This is a genomic window from Bifidobacterium porcinum, from assembly GCF_055378475.1.
On record NZ_AP029603.1, the window covers coordinates 1,880,857 to 1,904,824 of the forward strand.

The 23,968-nt window shown below is 60.2% G+C and carries 16 protein-coding genes, 3 rRNA genes and 1 pseudogene; 3 read left to right on the top strand and 17 right to left on the bottom strand.

The window, feature by feature from the left end; translation table 11 throughout:
- Nucleotides 1-135 precede the first annotated feature (135 nt).
- The 7 genes and pseudogenes from ACZ41G_RS07470 to ACZ41G_RS07500 all read right to left on the bottom strand — a co-directional run bounded on the left by ACZ41G_RS07470 (nucleotide 136) and on the right by ACZ41G_RS07500 (nucleotide 4,303).
- Nucleotides 136-246 carry an LPXTG cell wall anchor domain-containing protein gene (locus tag ACZ41G_RS07470; protein WP_414600793.1) on the bottom strand — a complete coding sequence of 37 codons (111 nt, stop codon included), beginning with the start codon at nucleotides 244-246 and terminating at the stop codon, nucleotides 136-138.
- Nucleotides 247-633, bottom strand: a pseudogene (locus tag ACZ41G_RS07475) (prealbumin-like fold domain-containing protein); the annotation flags it as partial.
- Between the two features lie 12 nt (nucleotides 634-645).
- Nucleotides 646-774: a hypothetical protein gene (locus ACZ41G_RS07480; RefSeq protein ID WP_464145142.1), complete on the bottom strand. Its 129-nt coding sequence runs from the start codon at nucleotides 772-774 to the stop codon at nucleotides 646-648.
- 91 nt (nucleotides 775-865) lie between these two features.
- Nucleotides 866-1,747: a TrmH family RNA methyltransferase gene (locus ACZ41G_RS07485; RefSeq protein ID WP_464145144.1), complete on the bottom strand. Its 882-nt coding sequence runs from the start codon at nucleotides 1,745-1,747 to the stop codon at nucleotides 866-868.
- Between the two features lie 93 nt (nucleotides 1,748-1,840).
- Nucleotides 1,841-2,545: a type I phosphoribosyltransferase gene (locus ACZ41G_RS07490; protein WP_033506148.1), complete on the bottom strand. Its 705-nt coding sequence runs from the start codon at nucleotides 2,543-2,545 to the stop codon at nucleotides 1,841-1,843.
- 34 nt (nucleotides 2,546-2,579) lie between these two features.
- Complete coding sequence (locus tag ACZ41G_RS07495) at nucleotides 2,580-3,926, bottom strand: DNA recombination protein RmuC (RefSeq protein WP_464145146.1); 1,347 nt, start codon at nucleotides 3,924-3,926, stop codon at nucleotides 2,580-2,582.
- Nucleotides 3,927-4,024: 98 nt separating this feature from the next.
- Complete coding sequence (locus tag ACZ41G_RS07500; protein ID WP_029575721.1) at nucleotides 4,025-4,303, bottom strand: metal-sensitive transcriptional regulator; 279 nt, start codon at nucleotides 4,301-4,303, stop codon at nucleotides 4,025-4,027.
- A 227-nt stretch (nucleotides 4,304-4,530) separates the two neighbouring features.
- Here ACZ41G_RS07500 and ACZ41G_RS07505 point away from each other — a divergent pair, with 227 nt between their 5' ends.
- Nucleotides 4,531-7,143, top strand: coding sequence for an HAD-IC family P-type ATPase (locus ACZ41G_RS07505; RefSeq protein ID WP_464145148.1), 2,613 nt, complete (start codon nucleotides 4,531-4,533; stop codon nucleotides 7,141-7,143).
- A gap of 108 nt (nucleotides 7,144-7,251) precedes the next feature.
- Here ACZ41G_RS07505 and clpB read toward each other — a convergent pair whose 3' ends face one another.
- The gene (gene clpB, locus ACZ41G_RS07510; RefSeq protein WP_464145150.1) at nucleotides 7,252-9,939 is read right to left on the bottom strand and encodes an ATP-dependent chaperone ClpB; all 2,688 of its coding nucleotides are present in this window, start codon (nucleotides 9,937-9,939) and stop codon (nucleotides 7,252-7,254) included.
- Between the two features lie 233 nt (nucleotides 9,940-10,172).
- Here clpB and rlmH point away from each other — a divergent pair, with 233 nt between their 5' ends.
- Nucleotides 10,173-10,652, top strand: coding sequence for a 23S rRNA (pseudouridine(1915)-N(3))-methyltransferase RlmH (rlmH, locus tag ACZ41G_RS07515; protein ID WP_033506154.1), 480 nt, complete (start codon nucleotides 10,173-10,175; stop codon nucleotides 10,650-10,652).
- 64 nt (nucleotides 10,653-10,716) lie between these two features.
- Entirely contained in the window at nucleotides 10,717-11,115 is a 399-nt protein-coding gene (locus ACZ41G_RS07520; RefSeq protein WP_464145152.1) for a VOC family protein, read from the top strand.
- A gap of 170 nt (nucleotides 11,116-11,285) precedes the next feature.
- Here the strand turns inward: ACZ41G_RS07520 and ACZ41G_RS07525 are convergent, their stop codons facing one another.
- From ACZ41G_RS07525 to ACZ41G_RS07565, 9 genes are all read right to left on the bottom strand, one after another.
- The gene (locus ACZ41G_RS07525; protein ID WP_033506197.1) at nucleotides 11,286-12,104 is read right to left on the bottom strand and encodes a fumarylacetoacetate hydrolase family protein; all 819 of its coding nucleotides are present in this window, start codon (nucleotides 12,102-12,104) and stop codon (nucleotides 11,286-11,288) included.
- A gap of 187 nt (nucleotides 12,105-12,291) precedes the next feature.
- A complete protein-coding gene (locus ACZ41G_RS07530; RefSeq protein ID WP_033506200.1) occupies nucleotides 12,292-13,614 on the bottom strand; it encodes an MATE family efflux transporter in 1,323 nt (440 codons plus the stop codon).
- A 237-nt stretch (nucleotides 13,615-13,851) separates the two neighbouring features.
- Nucleotides 13,852-16,365 (bottom strand): glycoside hydrolase family 31 protein, encoded by a 2,514-nt coding sequence (locus ACZ41G_RS07535; RefSeq protein ID WP_464146270.1) that lies wholly within the window; start codon nucleotides 16,363-16,365, stop codon nucleotides 13,852-13,854.
- 82 nt (nucleotides 16,366-16,447) lie between these two features.
- On the bottom strand, nucleotides 16,448-17,101 hold the full coding sequence (locus tag ACZ41G_RS07540; RefSeq protein ID WP_033506160.1) for a 5' nucleotidase, NT5C type: 654 nt from the start codon (nucleotides 17,099-17,101) through the stop codon (nucleotides 16,448-16,450).
- Between the two features lie 332 nt (nucleotides 17,102-17,433).
- Nucleotides 17,434-17,550 (bottom strand): 5S ribosomal RNA (gene rrf / locus ACZ41G_RS07545).
- Nucleotides 17,551-17,724: 174 nt separating this feature from the next.
- Nucleotides 17,725-20,788: ribosomal RNA gene (locus ACZ41G_RS07550) — 23S ribosomal RNA — on the bottom strand.
- Nucleotides 20,789-21,220: 432 nt separating this feature from the next.
- Nucleotides 21,221-22,750 (bottom strand): 16S ribosomal RNA (locus ACZ41G_RS07555).
- The 16S, 23S and 5S rRNA genes sit together here, the layout of an rRNA operon.
- Before the next feature lie 539 nt (nucleotides 22,751-23,289).
- Complete coding sequence (locus ACZ41G_RS07560; RefSeq protein WP_464145154.1) at nucleotides 23,290-23,520, bottom strand: hypothetical protein; 231 nt, start codon at nucleotides 23,518-23,520, stop codon at nucleotides 23,290-23,292.
- Nucleotides 23,521-23,554: 34 nt separating this feature from the next.
- Nucleotides 23,555-23,932: a hypothetical protein gene (locus ACZ41G_RS07565; protein ID WP_152570406.1), complete on the bottom strand. Its 378-nt coding sequence runs from the start codon at nucleotides 23,930-23,932 to the stop codon at nucleotides 23,555-23,557.
- Nucleotides 23,933-23,968 lie beyond the last annotated feature (36 nt).

Genomic DNA, 23,968 nt, shown 5'->3' on the forward strand with positions numbered 1-23,968 from the left:
CTCCCCACTCACACAAGCAGCGACGCACAACTCCAACGCCAAGGGCCTTGTGCGGAACCCGGATATGGTTCCAACACAAGGCCCTTGAAGGTCAGCTCATGGATTACTCAATTCGTGAGCGGCGTATGGTCGCGTTCACACGGTCGCGTTTCGACGCGAACGCACGACCACGATGACACCCGCGGTGCCGAGCAGCGCCGCGATGACAACCATGAAGGCGATGCCCGTGCCACCGGTGAGCGGCAGCTACGCGATGCCGCGCACGTTCTCGACGGTCAGCGCATTGCTGCCGTTCGTGTCAACCGAGGTCGGCGTGACCAGACCGTACGGGTCCGAAGTCGTGGAATCGTCGAACACAACCTTCGCCCCCTGATTGCTGATGGTGGCCGTGAAGCCCAGCTTCAAGGTGATATACCCGCTTGGGGCGGACACCTCGGTGATCTTGTACGAAGTGTCCACGCCTTGGGCGAGACCATCGAAGGTCACCGTGCCGTCCGCCTTGGAAATCGCCTCGTCATTACCGCAGGACTTGTCGCAGTTGGCACTGCCATTGACGTAGCCGGAAGGCAGCACGAACTGCTCGGGAGCGGAGGATTCGATCTTGAACCGCGCCCCGGCGAGCGGCTTGCCGGCGGCATCGACCTTCTAGAAAGTCAGCGAGGCGAGCACCGTGTGCGCGTACTTCTTCTTGGCGGGCAGCGTGCTCATGTAGAACTCGTTGTCGACCTGGCCGGCGGCATCGGACGTGACGACGGCATTGTACGAGACGTGCATGGCGTAGCCGCTGCCGATGTGGTTCTGTCACTTGGCGAGCGTGCTCTTGGTGAACCGCACGGTGATGGTGTGGCCGGTCATGCCGGTGGTGTCAGGCCTTGATCACCGCGGACGACCCGCTGTCAGCGGCCGCACCGGGGCCGTCGATGACCGCATGTTGGGCGACCCAACTGTGCATGGCGACCGCAGCCGCCGCACCCGCATTGATGGAACGGACGGACCCGAACTGCGAAATATACACCACATCATCGGCTTCGTCGAGCGCCGCCTGTGACAGGCCGGGGCCTTCCGCGCCGAACAGCAGCAGACAGCGTTCCGGGAATCGGTATCGTTCGATGGGAACGGCCCCCGGGATGATATCCAATGCGATGATTTTCGCCTGGCGCAGTATCTCCAGCCGGCGCGCCGACCGTGCTTGTTCGCGCTGTTCGACGGATGTCAACGCTCTATGCGCGATGGAGGCGCGGATGTCACGCGCATCGGCACGCGACTGTTCAGCGGCGATTTCGCCTGAGATGCGAAAACGCCATGATGTCGCCAGTTCTTTGATTGACGGATGATAATCGACGTGTTGGTACAGCTCGGTCATCAACGCGCCTTTGCGGTTCCACTTGTGCGGGCCGACGATATGGACACGGGACGCGCCAAAGGCGTTGGCGCTGCGGACCGCCGACCCGATGTTGAAGTCGTGCGTCCAGTTCTCGACCGCGATTTCGAAGGGGTAGCGGCTGCGGTCGTCAAGGTCGGCCTTGATGGCCTCCACAGTCCAATACCGGTACCGGTCAAGCACGTTGCGGCGGTCTCCCTGGTCAAGGAGCTCGGTGTCGTAACGAGCATCGAATGCGGGCGTACCGGGCACATCCGGGCGCGGCTCGCCTGGATGCTCCTGCGACCACGGGCCGACGCCAATCTCGCGGAATTCCGGCTCCCCCGATGCCTGCACCTGCTTGGTGTATTCGCTTGGTTCGTGCACCTGCTGCCTGCCTTGCCTGCTTTTTCTGCTTTGCCTGCTTTGTTGTTGCCCTGATTGCCTTGACACCGGACCGTGCGAGACGGCCGATAGGGCTTACCGCGCTCTCAGCTCCCGTTCGTCGAACACTTGAATCAGCGGCAACGCGGTATGTTCCGCGGTGACGGGGTTGATGACCTCGATCTGCTGGCGTTCGCCGGCGACATGGTCGGCGTCCCCCACTCCGCCGATCAGCGAGGCCACGGCGAGGACTTGCGCGCCTTCATGCTCGACGATGCTGAAATCAAGGCTCAGCTCATTGCCGTTGCGCAAGGTGACCAGCGAGGAGGTCTGCACATAAGATTTCTCGGATAGCCAGGCATCAAGCAGAATCACCCGTTTCCCGGAGATGGACGGGCCTTTGACGGACGGATACACGAAATCCATCACGAAGCCGTCGAGGTCTTCGCCGCGCGAGGCGGCAGCGAGAATAACCGCGGATACCAGCGGGACAGCCGCCGCGGTGAGCGCCCCAACTGCGTCGAAGTCGTCAACACCGTAGCCCTGCTCTTCGAGGGCGTCGAGAAGCACGTGCCCGATGGTCGCGGCCGTGCGATGGTCAAACGCCACTGAGTACAGTTCGCTGAACGGTTTGCCACTGACCGCTTGGGTGAGGACCTGCCGCAGTTGTTCACGGGGCTCGAGCATGGCAAACGCCCCCGCATCATGGCTATTGCCTGCCGCAATGCCTGCAGCGGCGACTGTGCCGGCATCTGTGGATCCGGTGCGCCTGAATGTCTGATTCTCGCTGTTCTCAGTCATACTGCTACTGTACCTACGCTGCCGTACGACCCCGTCAGCTCTCGCTGGTGTCGGGCTGGACCTCGGGTGCGGTCAGTTCGCGGACGTCCGCTTTCTCCGGCTCGATGGCGGCAACAGTGTCGATGATTTTGTTCTGGTCGATTTTCTGCAGCTTTCGCGCAGTCACCAATACGCGGGATTCCAATGACGAGGCGAATTGGTTGTATGCACCGACCGTTCTGGTGATGGCCGCCCCAAGCTTGTTGGCCTTGTCGCCGAGCGTCGAGAAACGCTCGTACAGTTCCCGGGACAGATCGAACAGCTCTTTGGCATCGTCTGTCAGACTCTGCTGCTGCCACGCATAGGCGACCGACTTCAGCACAGCCCACAAGGTGACCGGGGACGTCAGCGCGACTTTCTGCGCGAACGCATCGTCAAGCAAGGTCGGATCCGTCTGCAACGCCGCCTGGAGCAGCGACTCGTTCGGGATGAACGCAATCACGAAATCCGGAGCGGTATCGAACGCATTCCAGTAGGCTTTGTTGCCCAAGGTTTTGACATGCTCGCGCAACGCCTTCGCATGGGCGTGCAACAGTTGATCTCGCCGAGCGAGCTCCTCCGGGGATGCAGTGTCGGGAATCGCGCACGCGCGCTGGTAATCCGTGTAAGGGACTTTCGCGTCGATCGGGATGCTCTTGTTCCCCGGCAGATGGATCACCATATCCGGGCGCTGGGTAGCGTCGTTCCCAGCCTTGACCACAACCTGCGTGTCGAAATCGACATGTTCGAGAAGACCGGCGGATTCCACAATGTTGCGCAGCTGCGCCTCTCCCCAGGCTCCGCGAACCTTGTTGTCCCGCAACGCCGCCGAAAGCGAGCTGGTCTCCTTGTCAAGCCGCGCCTGCTGGTCGCCCAAGCCCTTGAGCTGTTCGCCAAGCGCACCCATCTCACGCTTGCGCCCTTCTTCGATATCAGCGACTTTCTGCTGGAGGGCATCAAGATTCTTCTGCACCGGAGCAAGAGCAGACAACACCTTGCTCTGTTCATTCAAGGTCTTCGCTTGTTCCTGCCGTTTGCGTTCCTCCTCAGCCTGGGCTTTCTCACGCTCGTGCTGGATGCGAATCTGCTCGGCCTGCTGGGCTTGGGACAGCTGGGATTTCACGAATTGCAACTGCTCTTGCAGTCCATCGGCCTGCGCCCGGAATTGCGCCACCTGCGCCGTGAGCTCGCCGATGCGTACACGCGCGGACTCCACCTCGCCGCGAGCCGCATCCAACTCTTGCCGGTTGGCCCCGCGGGCGTCACGCTGCCCTCTGCTTCTGCCCAGCGCAAAACCAGCCACGATCCCCAGAATCGCGACGACGATGACCAATGCCAACACCTCAACCACATTTTCGAACATATGTTCTAGTCAACAGCAAGGTATGGACGTGGGGGGCGTCGCAGCGCACACCCCGCCGGCACACCCCCACCGACACAACGCCGAGAAACATGGCCGGCTCACCGCACCAGCCGCGACACGGCCTGCGACACCTCGTCAAGCTTGTCGTCAGCCACCTGTCCGCCTTGCTCGACTGCCTCACGCACGCAATGATCCAGATGGTCGTCCAACAACATCATCGCAACCGATTTCAGCGCCGATTCGACGGCGGCAATCTGCGTCAACACATCAATGCAGTACCGGTCGTCGTCGATCATACGGCCGATCGCCCTGACCTGCCCCTCAATCCGGCGCATCCTCGTCTGGACCTTCTTCTTATCTTCCGCATATCCGTTCATCTCTGCCGTTTTCCTTTGCTGTCGCCAATTGCGCATGTCGTTATCCCTAGGGCGGAATACTATGGCGCATTATACCCCATCAGGGTATACATCGGATACGCAGTAAAGCCGGCGCCGGAACACGGGACGGCACGCCCGGCAAACACACCGGGCCGACGGGAAAACACCGCCATCTACGCAGTACGGTCACCACCGACTGCGACGATGAAGACAACCAAGGAGGACGCATGGGATTCGACCTATTCACAGCGGTCATCGCGGTCGCGCTCGCCGCCATATTGACCTGGCTGACGTTGCGGTTCTTTTTCGCACAGAGGCAAGGCACCGCGGCCAAACAGGAACAAGGCATGCAAAGCGCCGATATCATCGTCAAAGGCGGGTACGAGCCATCGCTGATCACCATGAAACCCGGCGTGCCGATCACCCTGCATTTTGACCGCCAGGAAACCGGCGAATGCACCTCGCACGTCGTCTTCTCCGACCTCGGCCTTGACGCCATGCTGCCCGGCAACGCGCATACCGACGTACAGCTACCGGCGCTCGCACCAGGCGATTACCCCTTCGCGTGCGGCATGAATATGGTCCACGGCATGCTCCGTGTCGAGGATGACGGCGAAGACCACAGCAAAGACCACCGCGAAGATCACGCCGACACGCATCGCAGGGCGCAGCCCGCAGCCCCCATGTCGAACGCCAAGGACGCGCTGGACAACGAACGCAAGGCCGCCGATGAACGCCGCAAGGAAATCCGCCAGCTCACCCGTCTGGTCATCATCGGCACCATCCTTTCCCTGCCAGTGTTCATCGTCTCCATGCTCTACATGGGAGGCCATGTCTCCATGCCCGCGTGGCTGACCAATCCATGGCTTCAGGCGGTGCTCATCACCCCGGTCATGTTCTACTGCGGAGCCCCCATCCATAAGGTTGGGTGGCCGGCGCTCATCCACCGCTCTCCCGACATGAATTCCCTCGTATCACTGGGTTCGGCCGCCGCATATCTCTACAGTCTGGTTGTCTGCGTAGCGGGACCGGCACTGCCGGCAGGATCGCGCGAGCCGTATTTCGAATCGGTCGGTGTGGTCATCACCCTCGTGCTCGTCGGGCGTCTCTTGGAAAGCAAGGCGCGCGAAGGCACCGGTGAGGCGGTTCAATCATTGATCAAACTCCGCCCCCGCAACGCACAGACCATCAGCTCTACAGTCCTAGATCAGGGCGAGCGTGCATGGCATGATCCAGCCAATCAAAGCACCGTCGATATCGACAAACTCAAGGTCGGCGACCTAGTGGTCGTCAAGGCCGGCGAGCGCATCCCCGCCGACGGTGTGGTCGTCGCCGGCACGCTGGATATCGACGAATCGATGATCACCGGCGAATCCGCGTCCGTACACAGCAGCGCAGGCGGCACCGTCACCGGCGCGACCATTGCGCTCAACGGCAACGCGGTTATCCGCGTCAGCCAGGTCGGCGGGGATAGCGTTCTCGCGCAAATCATCGCGATGGTCGCCCGCGCGCAGGCCACCAAAGCCCCGGTACAGCAACTGGCCGACCGGATCGCACGTGTGTTCGTGCCGGCGGTCATCATCATCGCCATCTGGACGTTCGCAATCTGGGCTTCTTTCGGCCCACAACCGCGACTTGCCCACGCGTTGGTCACCGCGGTCAGCGTGCTGATTATCGCGTGCCCGTGCGCTTTGGGCCTTGCCACCCCGCTGTCCGTCACCGCGGCGACCGGGCTGGGCGCCACGAACGGCGTACTGGTCACCTCAGCGAAAGCGCTGGAACAGGCTCGCAATATCAGGACCGTGGTCTTCGATAAAACTGGCACCATCACCCGAGGGACCGTCGACGCAGGAGCCGACCCGGACCACCCGTCATACACGTCGGACACCGTCAAACCCGGTTCACAGCAGGCGATTGCGGCCTTGCGCAAGGCCGGTGTGCGCACCATCATGCTCAGCGGTGACAAAGCCGAGGTCGCCGGCCAAATCGCCAAGCAAGTCGGCATCGATACGGTTATCGCACAGGTTCGGCCAGACGGCAAGGCGTATTGGATTGAACGCCTGCAGGCGCAGCGTGATGCCGACAAGCGCAACGACGAATTGATTGCGATGGTCGGCGACGGCATCAACGACGCCCCTGCCTTGGCGCAGGCCGATCTTGGCATCGCCATCGGCACCGGCACGGATGTGGCCATGCAGTCGGCGGATGTCACGCTGATGAGCGGCGATTTGCGCGGCGTGTTGAAACTCATCAACCTGTCGAACGCGACCATGCGCAATATCCGTGAGAACTATGCATGGGCCTTCGGATACAACGTCATCGGCATCCCGATCGCGGCAGGTGTGCTCTACCCCTTCACCGGATGGCTGCTCAGCCCAATGATTGCAGGACTTGCGATGGCACTGTCCAGCGTATGCCTGGTGCTCAACGCGAACCGGTTGCGGCATGCGCGCATCGGTGACGGCCTGACCGCCGGCCTCGCTGACACCGGCACGCCGACAGCAGCACCCACCATCATCATCGACGAGCACACCACGATGAATCAGCCGTCGGACGCCGGCCGCAGCGCCACCAGCGCCCCCGACATCAGCAATGCCAACAATTCCAACACCAAGAGCAAGGAGCACACCATGGACATGAGCCACATGCATCATATGGGTCAGATGGCCGAAGCGACCCCCGGCGACGGCAACACCGCGACCGACCCGGTATGCGGCATGAGCGTCGCCGTGAATGATGAGGCGATCACCCGCACCCACAACGGCACGACGTACTACTTCTGCGGCGAGCATTGCGCCGCGAACTTCAGCAAGGCGCCAGAGCTGTTCCTCGAGCAGTAAGGTCCCAGCCTCTTCTGCTGACGCCGACAGCCCCGCAACACGAAAAACGGCCGCCCGCCCAAGCCACATCAGAGCTTGGGCGGGCGGCCGTTTGAGTTCAAGCAACCGTCACTTGTCTTCCTGCACACCTTCGACGGTCACGCCGGACAGCGGATCCTCAGGCATGTCAGTGAGTTCGAGGTGTTCGCCACCGGTCTGGTCAACGAGCACGGTGTCACCGTCATGCACCTTTCCGGCAAGCAGCAGACGCGCCAGCTGATCGCCGACCTCGGTCTGAACGAGCCTGCGCAGCGGGCGAGCGCCGTACGCCGGATCGTACCCGGTGTTGGCGAGCCAATCGCGAGCCGCATCCGTGACCTGCAGCGAAATCCGGCGTTCGGTAAGCCGCGCGGCCACCTGACGCACCTGCAAATCGACGATGCTGCCGAGCTCCTGACGAGTCAACGGGTGGAAGATGACCAGCTCGTCAAGGCGGTTGATGAATTCCGGCTTGAAGTGTGCATGCACGGCATCCATCACGGCCTTCTGCTTGGCTTCCTCATCCAGGTCAGGCTGCACCAGGAATTGCGAACCGAGGTTCGAGGTCATGATCAGAATCGTGTTCTTGAAGTCCACGGTTCTGCCTTGGCCATCTGTCAGGCGACCATCGTCCAGCACCTGCAGCAACAGGTCAAAGACTTCCGGATTCGCCTTCTCGACCTCGTCGAACAGCACCACTGAGTAGGGGCGCCGACGCACGGCCTCAGTCAGCTGGCCGCCTTCCTCGTAGCCGACATAGCCCGGGGCGGCACCGATCAGGCGGGACACGGAGGCTTTCTCCATGTACTCGCTCATATCGATACGTACCATGGCCTTCTCGTCGTCGAACAGGAAGTCGGCGAGCGCCTTGGCGAGCTCGGTCTTGCCCACGCCGGTGGGGCCAAGGAACAGGAACGATCCGGTCGGGCGGTTCGGGTCGGAGATGCCGGCACGCGAACGACGCACCGCGTCGGAAACCGCACGGATGGCGTCTTTCTGACCGATGACGCGCTTGCCGAGGTACTCCTCCATGTGCAGGAGCTTCTCGTTCTCGCCTTGCATCAGGCGGCCGACAGGAATGCCGGTCCATTCAGACACAATCTGCGCGATGGAATCCGCATCGACCTTGTCGGGGACCATCGGGGTCTCCTCGGCGCCGGTTTCCTTGGCATCGCGTTCCTCCTGCTCGGCGGCGGCGATTTCCTTCTGGATGTGCGGAATCTCACCGTACCTGATTTCGGAGGCCTTCGCATAGTCGCCGTCGCGTTCGCAACGTTCGGCTTCCACTTGCAGCTCGTCGAGCTTCTTGCGCAGGTCGCCGACCTTGTTGTGTCCGCTTTTCTCCATATTCCAACGGGCGTTGAGACCGTTGAGCTTCTCGGTCTTGTCGGCGAGCTCTTTGTCGAGGTCGGCGAGGCGTTCGCGGGACTTCTCGTCGAGCGCGTCCGCCTTCTTCTGCTCGGCTTTCTCGTTCTTCGGGTTGCCCAGCAGGTAGGCGCGTTCCATCTTTAGCCGGTCCACTTGGCGCTTGAGCTCATCGATTTCCTCAGGCGAGGAATCGAGTTCCATACGCAGGTGTGCAGCCGCCTCATCGACCAGATCGATGGCCTTGTCCGGCAGCTGACGCCCGCTGATGTACCTGTTGGACAGCTGGGCTGCGGCCACGAGCGCATCATCGCCGATGGTCACCTTGTGGTGGGCCTCGTACTTGGGCGCGATACCGCGCAGGATCGCAATGGTGTCCTCGACGCTCGGTTCACCGACGAACACTTGCTGGAAGCGGCGTTCAAGTGCCGGGTCCTTTTCGATGTTCTCGCGGTATTCGTCAAGCGTCGTGGCGCCGATCAGCCGCAGTTCGCCGCGCGCAAGCATCGGCTTGAGCATGTTGCCCGCGTCCATCGAGCCTTCTGCCGCGCCGGCTCCGACGATGGTGTGAATCTCGTCGATGAAGGTGATGATCTGCCCGTTCGCGTTCTTGATCTCGTTGAGCACGGCCTTGAGGCGTTCCTCGAATTCGCCGCGGTATTTCGACCCGGCGACCATGGAACCCAGGTCGAGGCTGATGAGTTTCTTGTTGCGCAGCGTGCTCGGCACATCCCCGGCGACGATACGCTGGGCGAGGCCTTCGACAACGGCGGTTTTGCCGACGCCAGGCTCGCCGATCAGCACCGGGTTGTTCTTGGTGCGGCGGGACAGGATCTGGATGACACGGCGGATCTCCTGGTCGCGGCCGATCACCGGGTCGAGCTTGCCTTCCTTCGCGGCGGCGGTCAGGTCGGTCGAATACTTTTCGAGAGCCTTGTAATTGCCTTCCGCGTCCGCGCTGGTCACGTGGGCGCCACCTCGAATCTGCGGCAACACTTTGCGCAGGGATTCCGCGGTCACTCCGTTGGCTTCGAGGATGTCCGCGGACTTGTTCGGTTTGCTTGCGGCGATGGCGATGAGCAGGTGTTCGGTGGAGATGAAATCATCCCCGAGCTGCTTCATTTCCTGTTCGGCTTGGACGAGCGCCGCTTCGAGCTGGCGGCTGGGTTGCGCCTGCGTGGTGCTTGAGCCGCTGGCGCTCGGCAGGTTGACCAACCCGTTGCGTACGGCCGCGCCGATGGCTTTGATATCTCCGCCGGCCGCTTTGACGAGGCTGGGGACGACGCCGTTCTGCTGGCGAAGCAGTGCGTCGAGCAGGTGCAACGTTTCGACTTGGGCGTTGCCTGCGGCGGACGCGCTCTGCACGGCGTCACTGATGGCTTCCTGGGCCATATTGGTGAATTGTGCTTGCATGGTTCCTCCATTCGCGGCCCTTGGGCGGCTTCACCCGTGGGCGCTTCGTTGTCTGTGTCTGCTGTATACAACCGATTTCCCCGTCGATTATTCCAAACTTGAGCCTAGTTGACTCAAGTTTTGTATTTTCCTTGATATTTCGGGCCAACAGGCGGATCCATACCCGGCCGCTTCTGCATCTTGGAACCCGTCACCGCTACGATGGCACTGGTTGACGGAAGGACACGCACCCCATGAACATCGATATCATCGCCCCCGGCCGCATCAAGGAACGGTATCTGCGCGACGCGATTGACGAATACTCGAAACGCCTGTCGCGCTTCTGCAAGCTGAGCATCATCGAAGTGGCCGACGAGAAGACGCCTGAACATGCGACGCCCGGCACCGACGAGCTCATCAAGCGCAAGGAAGGCGAGCGCATCGCGAAACATATCAAGGACGGCGCGTATGTGATCGCCCTCGCCATCGACGGGCAGATGCTCGGCTCGGAGCGGTTCGCCGAGAAACTTGACGACCTCGCACTGCACGGCGCCAGCCACATCCAGTTCATCATCGGCGGCTCGCTCGGGCTGGCGCCCGAAATCCTCTCACGCGCCGACTGGAAGCTCAGCTTCTCCCCCATGACTTTCCCGCATCAGCTCATGCGCGTGATCCTGCTCGAGCAGGTCTACCGCGCCTTCAAGATCAACGCCCACGAGCCGTACCATAAGTAGCAGCGGCCGCACCCTACACGAACGGACACCGAGCACAAACACTCAAATCGAACGAGGAGGCCTTATGAGTGCAGACATCGCGAATATCAACCACGTGGCACTATATGTCAACGACCTCGAGGCTGCGAGGGACTTCTTCATCACCTATCTCAGTGCTACATCGAACGACGAATACCATAATCCAACCACGGATTTCCGCTCGTACTTCCTGAGTTTCGACGGGGATACGCGGCTTGAGATCATGACACGCCCCGGTATGGAGGACCGACCGAAGCCCTTCGCACGCACCGGCTACGCGCATGTCGCCTTCAGCCTTGGCAGCGCACAGGCCGTGGACGAGCTCACCGCGCGTCTCAAGGCCGATGGATACGAGGTGCTGAGCGGCCCGCGCACCACTGGCGACGGCTACTACGAAAGCTGCATCGTTGCCCTCGAAGGCAACCAAATCGAACTCACCGTGTGATTCCGCCATATTGCCGGCAAGTACCGGCGCAATGCGCCGGGATACACCGGGATACCGGTTGCCAAACTGAACTTGCCACTTACTTACCAGCAAGTGGCAAGTAAGTGGCAAGTTCAGATGAGGTTCATTCCAATGTCGGCTGCCGATTGAGCAACCCACCGACCAGACAGTCAGCCCTGCACGACGACGTTGCGCAGGCTGCCGATACCCTCCACGTGGACGACCGGCTCGTCACCCGGTTTGAGGCTGCCGGACGCATTCGGGGTGCCAGTCATGATCACATCGCCGGGCAGCAGTGTGGAAAAGCTGGAAATCGCGGCGATCTGCTCAGGGATGCCGTGAACCAGCTTCGCGGTCGTGCCGCTGGCCTCCGGCACGTCCTTGCCGTTGAGTGTGAAGGAGATCTTCGCGTCCTTCCAATTCAGATCGGTCTGGATCCACGGTCCGAGCGGGCACGCGGTGTCGAAGCCTTTCGCGCGCGTCCACATTGGGTCGGCGCCCTGCAGGTCACGCAAGGTCACATCGTTGACGCACGTGAAACCGAGCACGTAATCCATGGCCTTCTCGACCGGCACATTCTTCGCGATTCGGCCGATGATCACCGCAACTTCCGGCTCGAAATTCATATCATGCGAGAACGGCGGAATGACAATAGGGTCGTCAGGGCCAATCACGGAAGTGCTCGGCTTCGAGAAGATCACCATGTTTTCCGGGGCGTGCGCGATATCGCTGTGCCCGGTCTCGTGCATGAACTGGGCGTGCGCTTCATAATTTTTCGCCAGGCCGTAAATCTTTGACGGGATGACCGGGGCGAGCAGACGCAAGCCGTCCGTATCGAGCGGGAACCGTTCGCCGGTCGGCTCCACCGGCTGGGCGCCAAACGGGTAGCCGCTGAGCACTACGAGGTAATCCTTGCCATCCTGCTCATCCTTCTGCACGAAGGCGTATTGTGGGGTCTTATCGTCTTTGGTGAAACGTGCGATTCTCATATCCCACATGATACAAGCCGCCATTGCCACAGCTGTTACGCCGACGCGCACAAGGCGATAGTCTGCAAGCCGCACCGCGCCCAAACCGCTGGACATGCAACCCGCGCTTTTCGATGCCATCATTCGGCGAATGACACCATGCCACACGATGACAGCGGCCACATTATCACACCACTCGACGAATGAGTTACACTGTGCTGCGCGGTTTGCCCAGCGAACGCAGAATATGCACCTGCAACGGCACGGTCACGATGAAGGAAATGATGTCAGAGACCGATTGCGCCATCTGAACACCCGGCACACCGAAGCAATGCGCGAGAATGAGAGCCGCCGGAGCGAGGAACAATCCGAGCCGGCAAACCGCTACGAATGACGCGATCACCGTCTTGCCTATGGTCTGCTGCATCATATTGGACATCATCGCGAACCCGTTGAGCGGCACCGTGCAGCACTGCATCCACAACGCCACTGTGCCGACGGCGATCACTTGTGGGTCAGACCGGAACAATCCGATGATATCGGGGGCAAGCACCGCGACGGCAACCGCAATAATCACCAGGGCTATCGTGGACAGCCGCACGCAGAACCAGTATCCTTCTTTGACGCGTCGGTACAGCCCGGCGCCGTAATTGTACCCGCACACCGGTTGGAAACCTTGCCCCAGGCCGATAATGATCGAGTTGATGGCAAGCATGATGCGCATGACAATCGCCATTGCGGCGATGACCGCGTCGCCGAAGGGGTTGGCCGCTAAGTTCACGCATGTGGTCGCGAGCGAACCCGCGCCTTGCCGCAACAGCGACGGCATGCCACCACCGATGATTTCACGCACCAGCAGCATGTCCGGCTTGCCGTTGCGCAGGTCGAGTCTGACGACACCGCGACGGACGGCGAACGTGACCAGAATGATGAAACTGATGGTCTGGCATACCGCGGTGGCGATGCCGGCACCGGCGATACCAAGCCCCGCAACGAAAATCAGCAGCGGCGCGACGATGAAATTCAACAATGCGCCGCTGACCAGGCCGATCATGCCGTACAGGGACAGTCCTTGGTACCGCAGCAGGCCGTTGAGCGCGAACGATCCGCATACCATGGGCGCTGCGATGAGAATCGGCGTGAGATAGGCGATGGCGTATGGCGAGATGGTCGGAGTCGAGCCAAGTACAACCACCAGATGCGGCAATGTGGACAAACCGAGAATCGCCAATGCGAGTCCGCCAAGGACAGCTCCGCAGAAACCGACCGCTAACAGACGCGCGGCACGCTCGTTGTTTCGTTTTCCCAGTTCCCGGCTCATCGAATTGCCGGAGCCATTGCCGAAGAAGAACCCGAAGGCTTGGAATACAGTCATCACCGAATAGGCGATGCCGATTGCGCCGGACTGGGATGTGCCCAGCCGCCCGATGAAATATGTATCCGCGAGATTATAGGCGGTGGTGACCAGGTTCGAGATGACCGCGGGAAGGCACAATGCAAGAATGAGGCCGCGTACCGGGGCGCCCGTCATACGCCGGTATTGTGCGTCAGCGGTTGCGCGACGAGGTGCCGTGGCAGCTGCGGATGCCGGCGCGGTATCAGATACCGCAACCGGCACCGGCAACTTGCCTTGTTCACGCCCATGATTCGATGAATTCCCTGCCACTTGATTCATCCTAACCACGGGTGCCGCCGGAAGGCGAACGGTGTGCGCATGTCCGGCTCCACGGCCGCCGCGTCAATCCGGACCGCGTCAACCTCGGACGGATCAGTCGCGTAGGAGAATCTCTGTCAACGCGCCAATCACCGCATCAGGCATTCCGTTCGCCGCGAATAATCCATCCCCGAAGCTGGGTGCCGTCTTGAAGGTGCGCAACGCGCCAATCGCACGTACGCCTTGCTCATATATCGCCCGCATCGCATGTTCCTTGGAGCCATACGGCATTTGCGCGTGCATGAGCACATTGAGCGCATCGTGTTCAACCGGATTGTCCGCGATGTGCAAGCCTCCCCTGATCGCGACGTTCAAAACCGCGGAAGACGGCACCTGACGTACGGTGACCGACAGGCTCAGTGTACGCGCATCATAAGAGGTTTCCACACCGTCGCAGGGGGTGTCGTCGATATTGACGCCGATATCGACGGGATTGACGTCAGCGACACCGCGGAACACCATCGTCCAGTCGCGCTGTGACGGGACTGCGTCGGTCTTGCCTTCAACCGGAGCGACCGTGAACAGCGAGCTGCCGTCACCGTCAGCGTCCGTACGGCCGGCATCCCTCCAATTGAAGGACATGCGGGTAGTTGCGGTGTGGATGTCTGATTCGCCGATTTGCGCGGATTGCGCAGACGGCACGAAGACCCCATCATCCTCAATCATCGCGAAGCGGCCATTCGCGCCGGGGAACACCAGTACTCGCAGGGATTGCGGATTGTCCAGATCGTTGACGGCATCGCCATCGCCGAGCTCCTGCAACGGCACGATGCCTCCCGCCTGGGCAAACACAGGAATGCGATTGATGGCGCGCCATACTTCCAACCGTCGCCCGGACGGATTGGAAGAACCGTAGCGGCGGCCATCGAAAAAGTCATACCATTCGCCCTGCGGCAACCATGCGTCGGCGCGACCGAGTCGGGCGGAATCGTCATCATCCGAGACAATCGGCGCAACCAGCAGCTGCGTGCCGAAACGGAATTCATCCGGGACTTCATATGCCTGCGGATTATTCGGGTCGGCCCAATACATCGGTTCGACGAGCGGCATGCCTTCGAACGCCGCCCGGTAGTTCATGGTGTACAGGTACGGCAACATCATGTGACGCAACCGCAGAGCGTCCACCATGGCATGCCGGACATCAGCGGAGAAATTCCAAGGCTCTTTGCCCATGAACTGCGAGTTGCTGGAATGCAGACGATTGATTGGGCTGAAAGCGCCGAGCTGGTACCAGCGCGCCTCCAAGTGCTCGTCCCGGTATCCGCACATATGCCCGCCGATATCGTGGCTCCACCATCCGTAACCGATATTCGATGCGGTCGCGGTGAAATACGGCTGGAATTGCAATGATTTCCAAGTCACGACGGTATCCCCGGAGAATCCGACCGGGTACCGATGCGACCCCGGGCCCGCATAACGCGAGAAAGTCAGCGGCCAGCCATGGCCACGGCCAGAATCCAGATAGTGCAAGTGGTTCAGCGCCCACAACGGGTCAAGCCCAGGCTGACGGGTCACACCGCCCTGCTGCCAGTCGAGCCACCAGAAATCAACGCCTTCGGCTTCCAGCCGATGATGCATGTCAAGGTACGCGCTCACGAAATCCGGATTTGTCAGGTCGAATTCCACCGCTTCTTCGGTCGCGGGATCAATGCCGACCCGCTTGGCCACTTGCCGGTAATCATCTTCAAACGCACGTACACCGTCTCGAGGATGCACATTCAGCGTGACTTTGAGTCCGCGCCGGTGCAGATCATGCAGTAATGCCTTGTGGTCGGGGAACAGTTGTCTGTTCCACGAATATCCGGTCCAGCCGGAGCCGTATTTCGGATCGATGTCGTCAACACGATGCCAGTCCATATCAATCACCGATGTGGTGAACGGGATGCCTTCGCGCTTGAAGCGGTCCATGAGCTCAAGATACTCGTCCTGGGTGTACCGGTAATACCGGCTCCACCAGTTGCCGAGCGCAAAACGCGGCAGCAGCGGCGTCGGCCCGGCGAGCCGGTAGAAGTCCCGCACCGCCTCGCTGTAGCGTCGACCATAGCCGAAGAAGTACAGGTCGGTTTCCTGGTGGTCTCGAGGCATGATCCAAGCACCGAGAGGATTCGGCTTGCCGTTCACCTCATCCGTCAGCACGATCACATTCGCCGCGGAATCGTCGATCACCGCCCAGCCGTCTCGCGAAATCACCCCGTCTCCCAGCGCGATCTCGCCATCGGCCTCATCAAGCGTACGCGCGGTGCCCTTGAGATTATGCTTCGGTTCGTCTCCGTAGTGCCAAGTGTTGAACTGGGTGTCCGCCATACCTTTGATGACCACGCTCAGCCCTTCTTTGCTGAACGGTTTGCCATCATATGTAATGTACAGGGCCGGGGTGTCAATGATGAGCAATCCGTTGCGATGCGTCACCGTGAACCGCGGTTGGGTGCCGAAATCACGGCTGACAACCATCTGCGTGGGATTGTCCTCGAATTCACCTGAATCGGACCATTCGAAACGAATCAGCGATTCAGTCAGGATCCCGATGCGCCAATGGTCTCCCTGCACAATCGACGACGCACACATCATCGGATGCGTGGAACGCACGTATGCCACGAATACGTTGTCTTGGTCGTCAACGTTGACTGATACTTCTGTCATGCTGCCCCTCTCACTTGCCGCTATCATCGCACCACTGATCCATCCATGCCATCAGCTTGGGAACGCTGGTTTCGTCCCATGCGGACAGACGTGGACCATCCAGCTGCCGGTTGTAAGGCTGGTCGAACACGACGACATGCTCGCCGGCTTGACGAAGTGCAAGAATATTTGCAGGCGAGTCATCAATGTGGATGGTCGCGTGCATGGTGTCCTTGAGACCGGTGAAGCATAAGGACATGTAAGGGATATGGTTATCGTCAAGCCATTTGGCTGTATCTGACACGACGATCTGATGCTGCCCGGAGACGAACAACCGATGGGTAACGACTCTGATGTATACGTGCTCATCAGCGAGACGCCGCAAGGCTTCAGGTGCACCTTGAATGACGGGCATCGTCGCATAGAGGTGATTCGCCTCCGCTTCTCGGTGAGCCTGTTTGTACTCTTCGACCGATTGGAAAGGCCAGCCGGTTGCTGATGTCATGTCATAACGCGTCATATCAGGATACGTATCAGCAGCCATACGGCCAGCATGAACAAGCCACTGACGCATGGCTTCCGTGTAATCTGCACAGACACCATCAAGGTCGAGATCCATCACACGATACACATCTGTACCACGGTCGACACCGTCATACGGTGATTCATACTTCACCGGAACCATAGCATTCTCCTCAGCTAAGCCGTGACCTGTAAACATATACTTCACATCATATGCAGGTGACACGGTGGAAACGATGATTTGAGATTTGAGGTTTAAGAAGTGGGATGCGAGATGGAACTCGTAACATGGCGATGAGCGGTAAAGAGGATGGCGAAAGGGTGTATCCAGATGGGAAGAGCGGACGTTGATGTTGAAATTCCATGCAGTAAGACTGGATGCTGGTCAGATGGTCACGCCAAGGTGCATGAACAGTCAATACCTTATGTGGGTGAGTGGGTATAAAAGGAGGGGGAGGGGCGTGTGTTGCGTCCCTCCCCCTTCGTGGAGTGTTGGTGCGGCGGCGTGCTACTCTCCCACACCCTTCCGGGTGCAGTACCATCGCCGTGCCAGGTCTTAGCTTCCGGGTTCGGAATGGGTCCGGGCGTCTCCCCTGGGCCATGGCCGCCGCAAATCTTGTGTTATACATCCCACGGGATCGTGTCTCCACGTGTTCCCTTGGGGGATCGTGGTGGGTTGGGGACCGGATAGTGGACGCGACTGAAGGAATGATCCATGTGACGTGCAGGGTGTCTCCCTGTCGTCCGGGTGATGCTTGTTCTTGCCACCCCTGACGGGGTGATCGTGTGGTGTTGCCGTTCGACTGTTAGTACCGGTCGGCTCCACCCCTCGCGGGGCTTCCACGTCCGGCCTATCAACCACGTGTTCTGCATGGAGTCTCCAGACCCCCAAGGGGGTCACGGAATCCTGATCTCGGAGCAGGCTTCCCGCTTAGATGCTTTCAGCGGTTATCCCTCCCGAACGTAGCCAACCGGCCGCGCCACTGGCGTGACGACCGGCATACCAGAGGTTCGTCCACCCAGGTCCTCTCGTACTATGGGCAGGCCTCCTCAGGATTCCAACGAGCGCAGAGGATAGAGACCAAACTGTCTCACGACGTTCTGAACCCAGCTCGCGTGCCGCTTTGATCGGCGAACAGCCGAACCCTTGGGACCTGCTCCAGCCCCAGGATGCGACGAGCCGACATCGAGGTGCCAAACCATCCCGTCGATATGGACTCTTGGGAATGATCAGCCTGTTATCCCCGGGGTACCTTTTATCCGTTGAGCGATGCCGCGCCCGTGCGCCGGCACCGGATCACTATCTCCGACTTTCGTCCCTGCTCGACCCGCCGGTCTCGCAGTCAAGCCCCCTTGTGCGATTGCACTCGACACCCGGTTGCCAACCGGGCTGAGGGGACCTTTGAGCGCCTCCGTTACTCTTTGGGAGGCAACCGCCCCAGTTGAACTACCCGCCAGGCACTGTCCCTGAAGAGGATGACTCTTCGAGGTTAGACGCCAGGTGTGGACAGAGCGGTATTTCACCTTCCGGCTCCCCGCGGGCTGGCGCCCGCGGCTCACAGCCTCCCGCCTATGCTACACAATCCAGACCTGACGACAATACCAAGGTATAGTAAAGGTCCCGGGGTCTTTTCGTCCTTCTGCGCTTAACGAGCATCTTTACTCGTACTGCAATTTCGCCGAGCTCCTGGTCGAGACAGCGGGGAAGTCGTTACGCCATTCGTGCAGGTCGGAACTTGCCCGACAAGGAATTTCGCTACCTTAGGATGGTTATAGTTACCACCGCCGTTTACCGGGGCTTGAATTCACCGCTTCACCCCAAAGGGCTGACGGATCCTCTTAACCTTCCGGCACCGGGCAGGCGTCAGTGCATATACAGCGGCTTGCGCCTTCGCATGCACCTGTGTTTTTGGTAAACAGTCGCTACCCCCTGGCCTGTGCCACCCCCCAAGGCTCAACGCGCGAGGCGCATCACCCCAAGGGGTCTCCCTTATACCGAAGGCACGGGAGTGGTTTGCCGAGTTCCTTGACCAGGATTCGCTCGATCGCCTTGGTATACTCTACCAGACCACCAGTGTCGGTTTCGGGTACGGGCGGCATGGGGCCCTGGCGCCGAAGCTTTTCTCGGCAGAAGGGATCACCGGATTCGCCCCCTAGGGGGCCCATCATCACGCCTCGGCCTTATGCCCCGCGGATTTGCCTGCGGGACGGCCTGCACGCTTGACCACGGAAAACCACCTCCGCGGCCGGCTACCTGACTGCGTCACTCCTGCGTCGGCCTACCACACGCGGGATCCCAACACCACCCGCGTCCACGCCCCGAAAGGCGCTTCCACGGGAAGCGGAGGTTAGCACACGCGCTTCGGCTTTGACGGTCCCCAGCCGGTACGGGAATATCAACCCGTTCATCCATTCGACTACGCCTGTCGGCCTCGCCTTAGGACCCGACTGACCCGGGGACGACGAACGTGGCCCCGGAACCCTTGGTCATCCAGCGGACGGGATCCTCACCCGTCTCTCGCTACTCATGTCTGCATTCTCACTCCCCCACGGTCCACGACACGCTCACGCGGCCGCTTCGCCCCATGGGGGACGCTCTCCTACCCAGCAGGAAACCTGCTGGCGCGTCTTCGGTGGTGTGCTTGAGCCCCGCTACATTGTCGGCGCGGGACCACTAGACCAGTGAGCTGTTACGCACTCTTTCAAGGATGGCTGCTTCTGAGCCAACCTCCTGGCTGTCTATGCGGCCCCACATCCTTTCCCACTTAGCACACGCTTCGGGACCTTAAACGACGCTCTGGGCTGTCTCCCTCTCGACGACGGAGCTTATCCCCCGCCGACTCACTGCCGCGCCACACCTCACGGGTATTCGGAGTTCGGCTGCTGTCGGTACCCGAACCGGGCCCTCAAGCATCCGGTAGCTCTACCCCCCGGAGGCGACACGCGACGCTGCACCTAAATGCATTTCGGAGAGAACCAGCTATCACGGAATTTGATTGGCCTTTCACCCCTAGCCCCAGGTCATCCCCCCGGTTTTCAACCCAGGTGGGTGCGGTCCTCCACGCGGTCTTACCCACGCTTCAACCTGCCCAGGGCTAGATCATCCCGCTTCGGGTCCAGGACACGCGACAAACGCCTTTTAAGACTCGCCTTCGCTACGCATACGCCACACGGCTTATGCACGCCACATGCCACTGACTCGCAGACTCATTTTTCGATAGGCACGCCGTCACCCCACAAAGAAGGCTCCGACGGATCGTAGGCGCACGGTTTCAGGAACTCTTTCACTCCCCTCCCGGGGTGCTTTTCACCTTTCCCTCACGGTACTGGTACACTATCGGTCAGACGGGAATACTTAGGCTCACCCCACGGTCGGGGCTGATTCACACGGGATTCCACGAGGCCCGTGCTACTTGGGCAAACTGTGATACCGAGACGACACGCATACGGCTACGGGGCCATCACCCTCTACGGCCAGGCATTCAATCCTGCTCGCCTCACACGTCGTTTTATCACTCGGCCCGGCCCCGTCGGAGACCGGACACACAGGCCCGCAACACCCCACGCGCAACCCCCGACGGGTATCACACGCGCAAGGTTTGGCCTGGTCCGCTTTCGCTCGCCACTACTCACGGAATATCCTTTCCTGCAGGTACTGAGATGTTTCACTTCCCTGCGTACCCCCCGCAAAAACTGCGGTGACAGCCCATGACGGCTGCCGGGTCACCCCATTCAGAAACCCTCGGATCAAAGCCAGCTCGGCGGCTCCCCGAGGCATATCGCTGCCCGCCACGTCTTTCATCGGTCCCGTCTGCCAAGGCATCCACCATACGCCCTTGCAGGCAACCCCACACACGGGGAACCCGCAAGACCAAACGAACACCGGACGACAGATCATCAACACTCTGCGATCACAAAACGATCAAACAAACAACCAGACCCCCAACAAAGGGGACCCGGTCGAAATACATCAGTACAAGCAGACCACGACCAGCCACCCCCACAGGGGCGGCCACGCGGTCCGCTCGCGTCCACTCTCCAGTTCTCAAACCACCACGCCACACCACACACCCCCACCCGGAACACCCGGGAAGGAACCCATGGCGGGCACCCGAACGCCAACCCCCACACAAGGAGGCCGTGGCGGCCAGGGAACCCAACAGCATGCCCATACCCGCCCCCCGAAAAGGAGGCGCAACGATCCTTCCACGCCAGCACGCCCGGCACCCACGGGGACGACCCCCGCGATACCATGCCAGGCAAACAATGAAATTCTCCGTAGAAAGGAGGTGATCCAGCCGCACCTTCCGGTACGGCTACCTTGTTACGACTTAGTCCCAATCACGAGCCTCACCTTAGACGGCTCCCCCCAGCAGAACTGGTCAGGCCACCGGCTTCGGGTGCTGCCCACTTTCATGACTTGACGGGCGGTGTGTACAAGGCCCGGGAACGCATTCACCGCGGCGTTGCTGATCCGCGATTACTAGCGACTCCGCCTTCACGGAGCCGGGTTGCAGGCTCCGATCCGAACTGAGACCGGTTTTCAGGGATCCGCTCCATGTCACCATGTCGCATCCCGCTGTACCGGCCATTGTAGCATGCGTGAAGCCCTGGACGTAAGGGGCATGATGATCTGACGTCATCCCCACCTTCCTCCGGGTTAACCCCGGCGGTCCCCCGTGAGTTCCCGCCATGACGCGCTGGCAACACGGGGCGAGGGTTGCGCTCGTTGCGGGACTTGACCCAACATCTCACGACACGAGCTGACGACGACCATGCACCACCTGTGAACCCGCCCCGAAGGGAAACGACATCTCTGCCGTCGTCGGGAACATGTCAAGCCCAGGTAAGGTTCTTCGCGTTGCATCGAATTAATCCGCATGCTCCGCCGCTTGTGCGGGCCCCCGTCAATTTCTTTGAGTTTTAGCCTTGCGGCCGTACTCCCCAGGCGGGATGCTTAACGCGTTGGCTCCGACACGGGACCCGTGGAAGGGCCCCACATCCAGCATCCACCGTTTACGGCGTGGACTACCAGGGTATCTAATCCTGTTCGCTCCCCACGCTTTCGCTCCTCAGCGTCAGTAACGGCCCAGAGACCTGCCTTCGCCATTGGTGTTCTTCCCGATATCTACACATTCCACCGTTACACCGGGAATTCCAGTCTCCCCTACCGCACTCCAGCCCGCCCGTACCCGGCGCAGATCCACCGTTAGGCGATGGACTTTCACACCGGACGCGACGAACCGCCTACGAGCCCTTTACGCCCAATAAATCCGGATAACGCTCGCACCCTACGTATTACCGCGGCTGCTGGCACGTAGTTAGCCGGTGCTTATTCGAAAGGTACACTCACCCCGAAGGGCTTGCTCCCAAACAAAAGCGGTTTACAACCCGAAGGCCTCCATCCCGCACGCGGCGTCGCTGCATCAGGCTTGCGCCCATTGTGCAATATTCCCCACTGCTGCCTCCCGTAGGAGTCTGGGCCGTATCTCAGTCCCAATGTGGCCGGTCGCCCTCTCAGGCCGGCTACCCGTCGAAGCCTTGGTGGGCCCTCACCCCGCCAACAAGCTGATAGGACGCGACCCCATCCCACGCCGCCAGAGCTTTCCCGGACCCCCATGCAGGAGCCCGGCACATCCGGCATTACCACCCGTTTCCAGGAGCTATTCCGGAGCATGGGGCAGGTTGGTCACGCATTACTCACCCGTTCGCCACTCTCACCCGCAAGCAAGCTTGCAGGATCCCGTTCGACTTGCATGTGTTAAGCACGCCGCCAGCGTTCATCCTGAGCCAGAATCGAACCCTCCACAAAAAAACAATGCGGAAAGCCAATAACAGACTCTCACAAAATAATTGACGGTCGCCTAATAAGGAAAGGCGACTCGCACGAAAACCCCGACCCCCATCAACCGCCCTCGCGGACTCCCACGCAGGACAATCAAACACCCCGCACGGAAGCGGGGACCGGACTGGCAATCATTGACTATAAAGAAGTAGTACAGACACGCTCTTGAGTTCTCAAACCACCACCACACACCCGACAAAACCAACCCCCCGAAGGAAGCCGGCCGGCGAGCGGCAGCAAGAGAACAACATACACCACCAACACCACCCACGCAAACCAACCACCCAACCACCACCCCACAAACCCTACAAAACACAAGCAAACACCGGCGTGTCGAAAACACCACACACCACACACAAAACAACACGACACCACCAGACCAACCAACCAAACACCCCACAACACCAGCACACCGCGCTTAGTCCCAGCTAAATCCAGTTGCCTTCATACCCATTGCCGCACTCCGAGCCAGATTTGCGTACCCCGACTATTCCCGATTCAATCAGTCAACATCGTTTCGAGTGAACCATCCGACGGCGGTGCCCCAACTGCACATTTGAGTGACCCACTTTCTTTCGAATGCGGAAGGTAATCAAGCACCCCATACCAAGTTCCGCCATCATGTTCCGATGCTGCGGTGTTGCCTGCGCCTGAACGTAATAGCTTTCCGGCGTATGGTCAAGCAAATCATTGACAGCTTCAGTCGCACCGTGCCAAGTACCTTCTTCGTAGCTCACACTCGGCTTGGTGATTACAACTCGTTTCGGCATATCAAGAAGGGACGTCCAGGAGGTGTCGGACGGCGGATGGCATGAACAAGACAGCACACAGGATGGTGACGATTGCGCCGAATCTCAACACCCAAATGCGAGCTCGAGTATAGATTTCAGGCTGTTTTCGCCATCGAAGCGCGACCAGGACAGTGATGGCGGCAAACCCAATTGGCGTAATGCCGAACATGATGCTTCGCACGAATCTGTTGACAAATACTGACGCAATCATCCACGCGATTGTGACGGTGACGGCTGCTGCAATCGGGATTTTGTAGGCGTTACGATTCTCGTCAGCGGCTTGTCTCCACCCGCGTTGTGCCGTCTGCTGCATCCGGGGAAATTCGATGCGGATCGGTTGGGAATCATCGTCAATCAAGGTATCAGCCGATTGGCGTTCTTAGTGAGAAACTTC

Coding starts and splice junctions, on each gene's coding strand:
- ACZ41G_RS07495 (WP_464145146.1), bottom strand. CDS start 3,926: ATGTTCGAAAATGTGGTTGAGGTGTTGGCATTGGTCATCGTCGTCGCG.
- ACZ41G_RS07540 (WP_033506160.1), bottom strand. CDS start 17,101: ATGGTTCCGGTGAAGTATGAATCACCGTATGACGGTGTCGACCGTGGT.
- ACZ41G_RS07505 (WP_464145148.1), top strand. CDS start 4,531: ATGGGATTCGACCTATTCACAGCGGTCATCGCGGTCGCGCTCGCCGCC.
- ACZ41G_RS07500 (WP_029575721.1), bottom strand. CDS start 4,303: ATGAACGGATATGCGGAAGATAAGAAGAAGGTCCAGACGAGGATGCGC.
- clpB (WP_464145150.1), bottom strand. CDS start 9,939: ATGCAAGCACAATTCACCAATATGGCCCAGGAAGCCATCAGTGACGCC.
- ACZ41G_RS07490 (WP_033506148.1), bottom strand. CDS start 2,545: ATGACTGAGAACAGCGAGAATCAGACATTCAGGCGCACCGGATCCACA.
- ACZ41G_RS07480 (WP_464145142.1), bottom strand. CDS start 774: ATGCACGTCTCGTACAATGCCGTCGTCACGTCCGATGCCGCCGGCCAG.
- ACZ41G_RS07520 (WP_464145152.1), top strand. CDS start 10,717: ATGAGTGCAGACATCGCGAATATCAACCACGTGGCACTATATGTCAAC.
- ACZ41G_RS07535 (WP_464146270.1), bottom strand. CDS start 16,365: ATGATGTGTGCGTCGTCGATTGTGCAGGGAGACCATTGGCGCATCGGG.
- rlmH (WP_033506154.1), top strand. CDS start 10,173: ATGAACATCGATATCATCGCCCCCGGCCGCATCAAGGAACGGTATCTG.
- ACZ41G_RS07525 (WP_033506197.1), bottom strand. CDS start 12,104: ATGAGAATCGCACGTTTCACCAAAGACGATAAGACCCCACAATACGCC.
- ACZ41G_RS07530 (WP_033506200.1), bottom strand. CDS start 13,614: ATGACGGGCGCCCCGGTACGCGGCCTCATTCTTGCATTGTGCCTTCCC.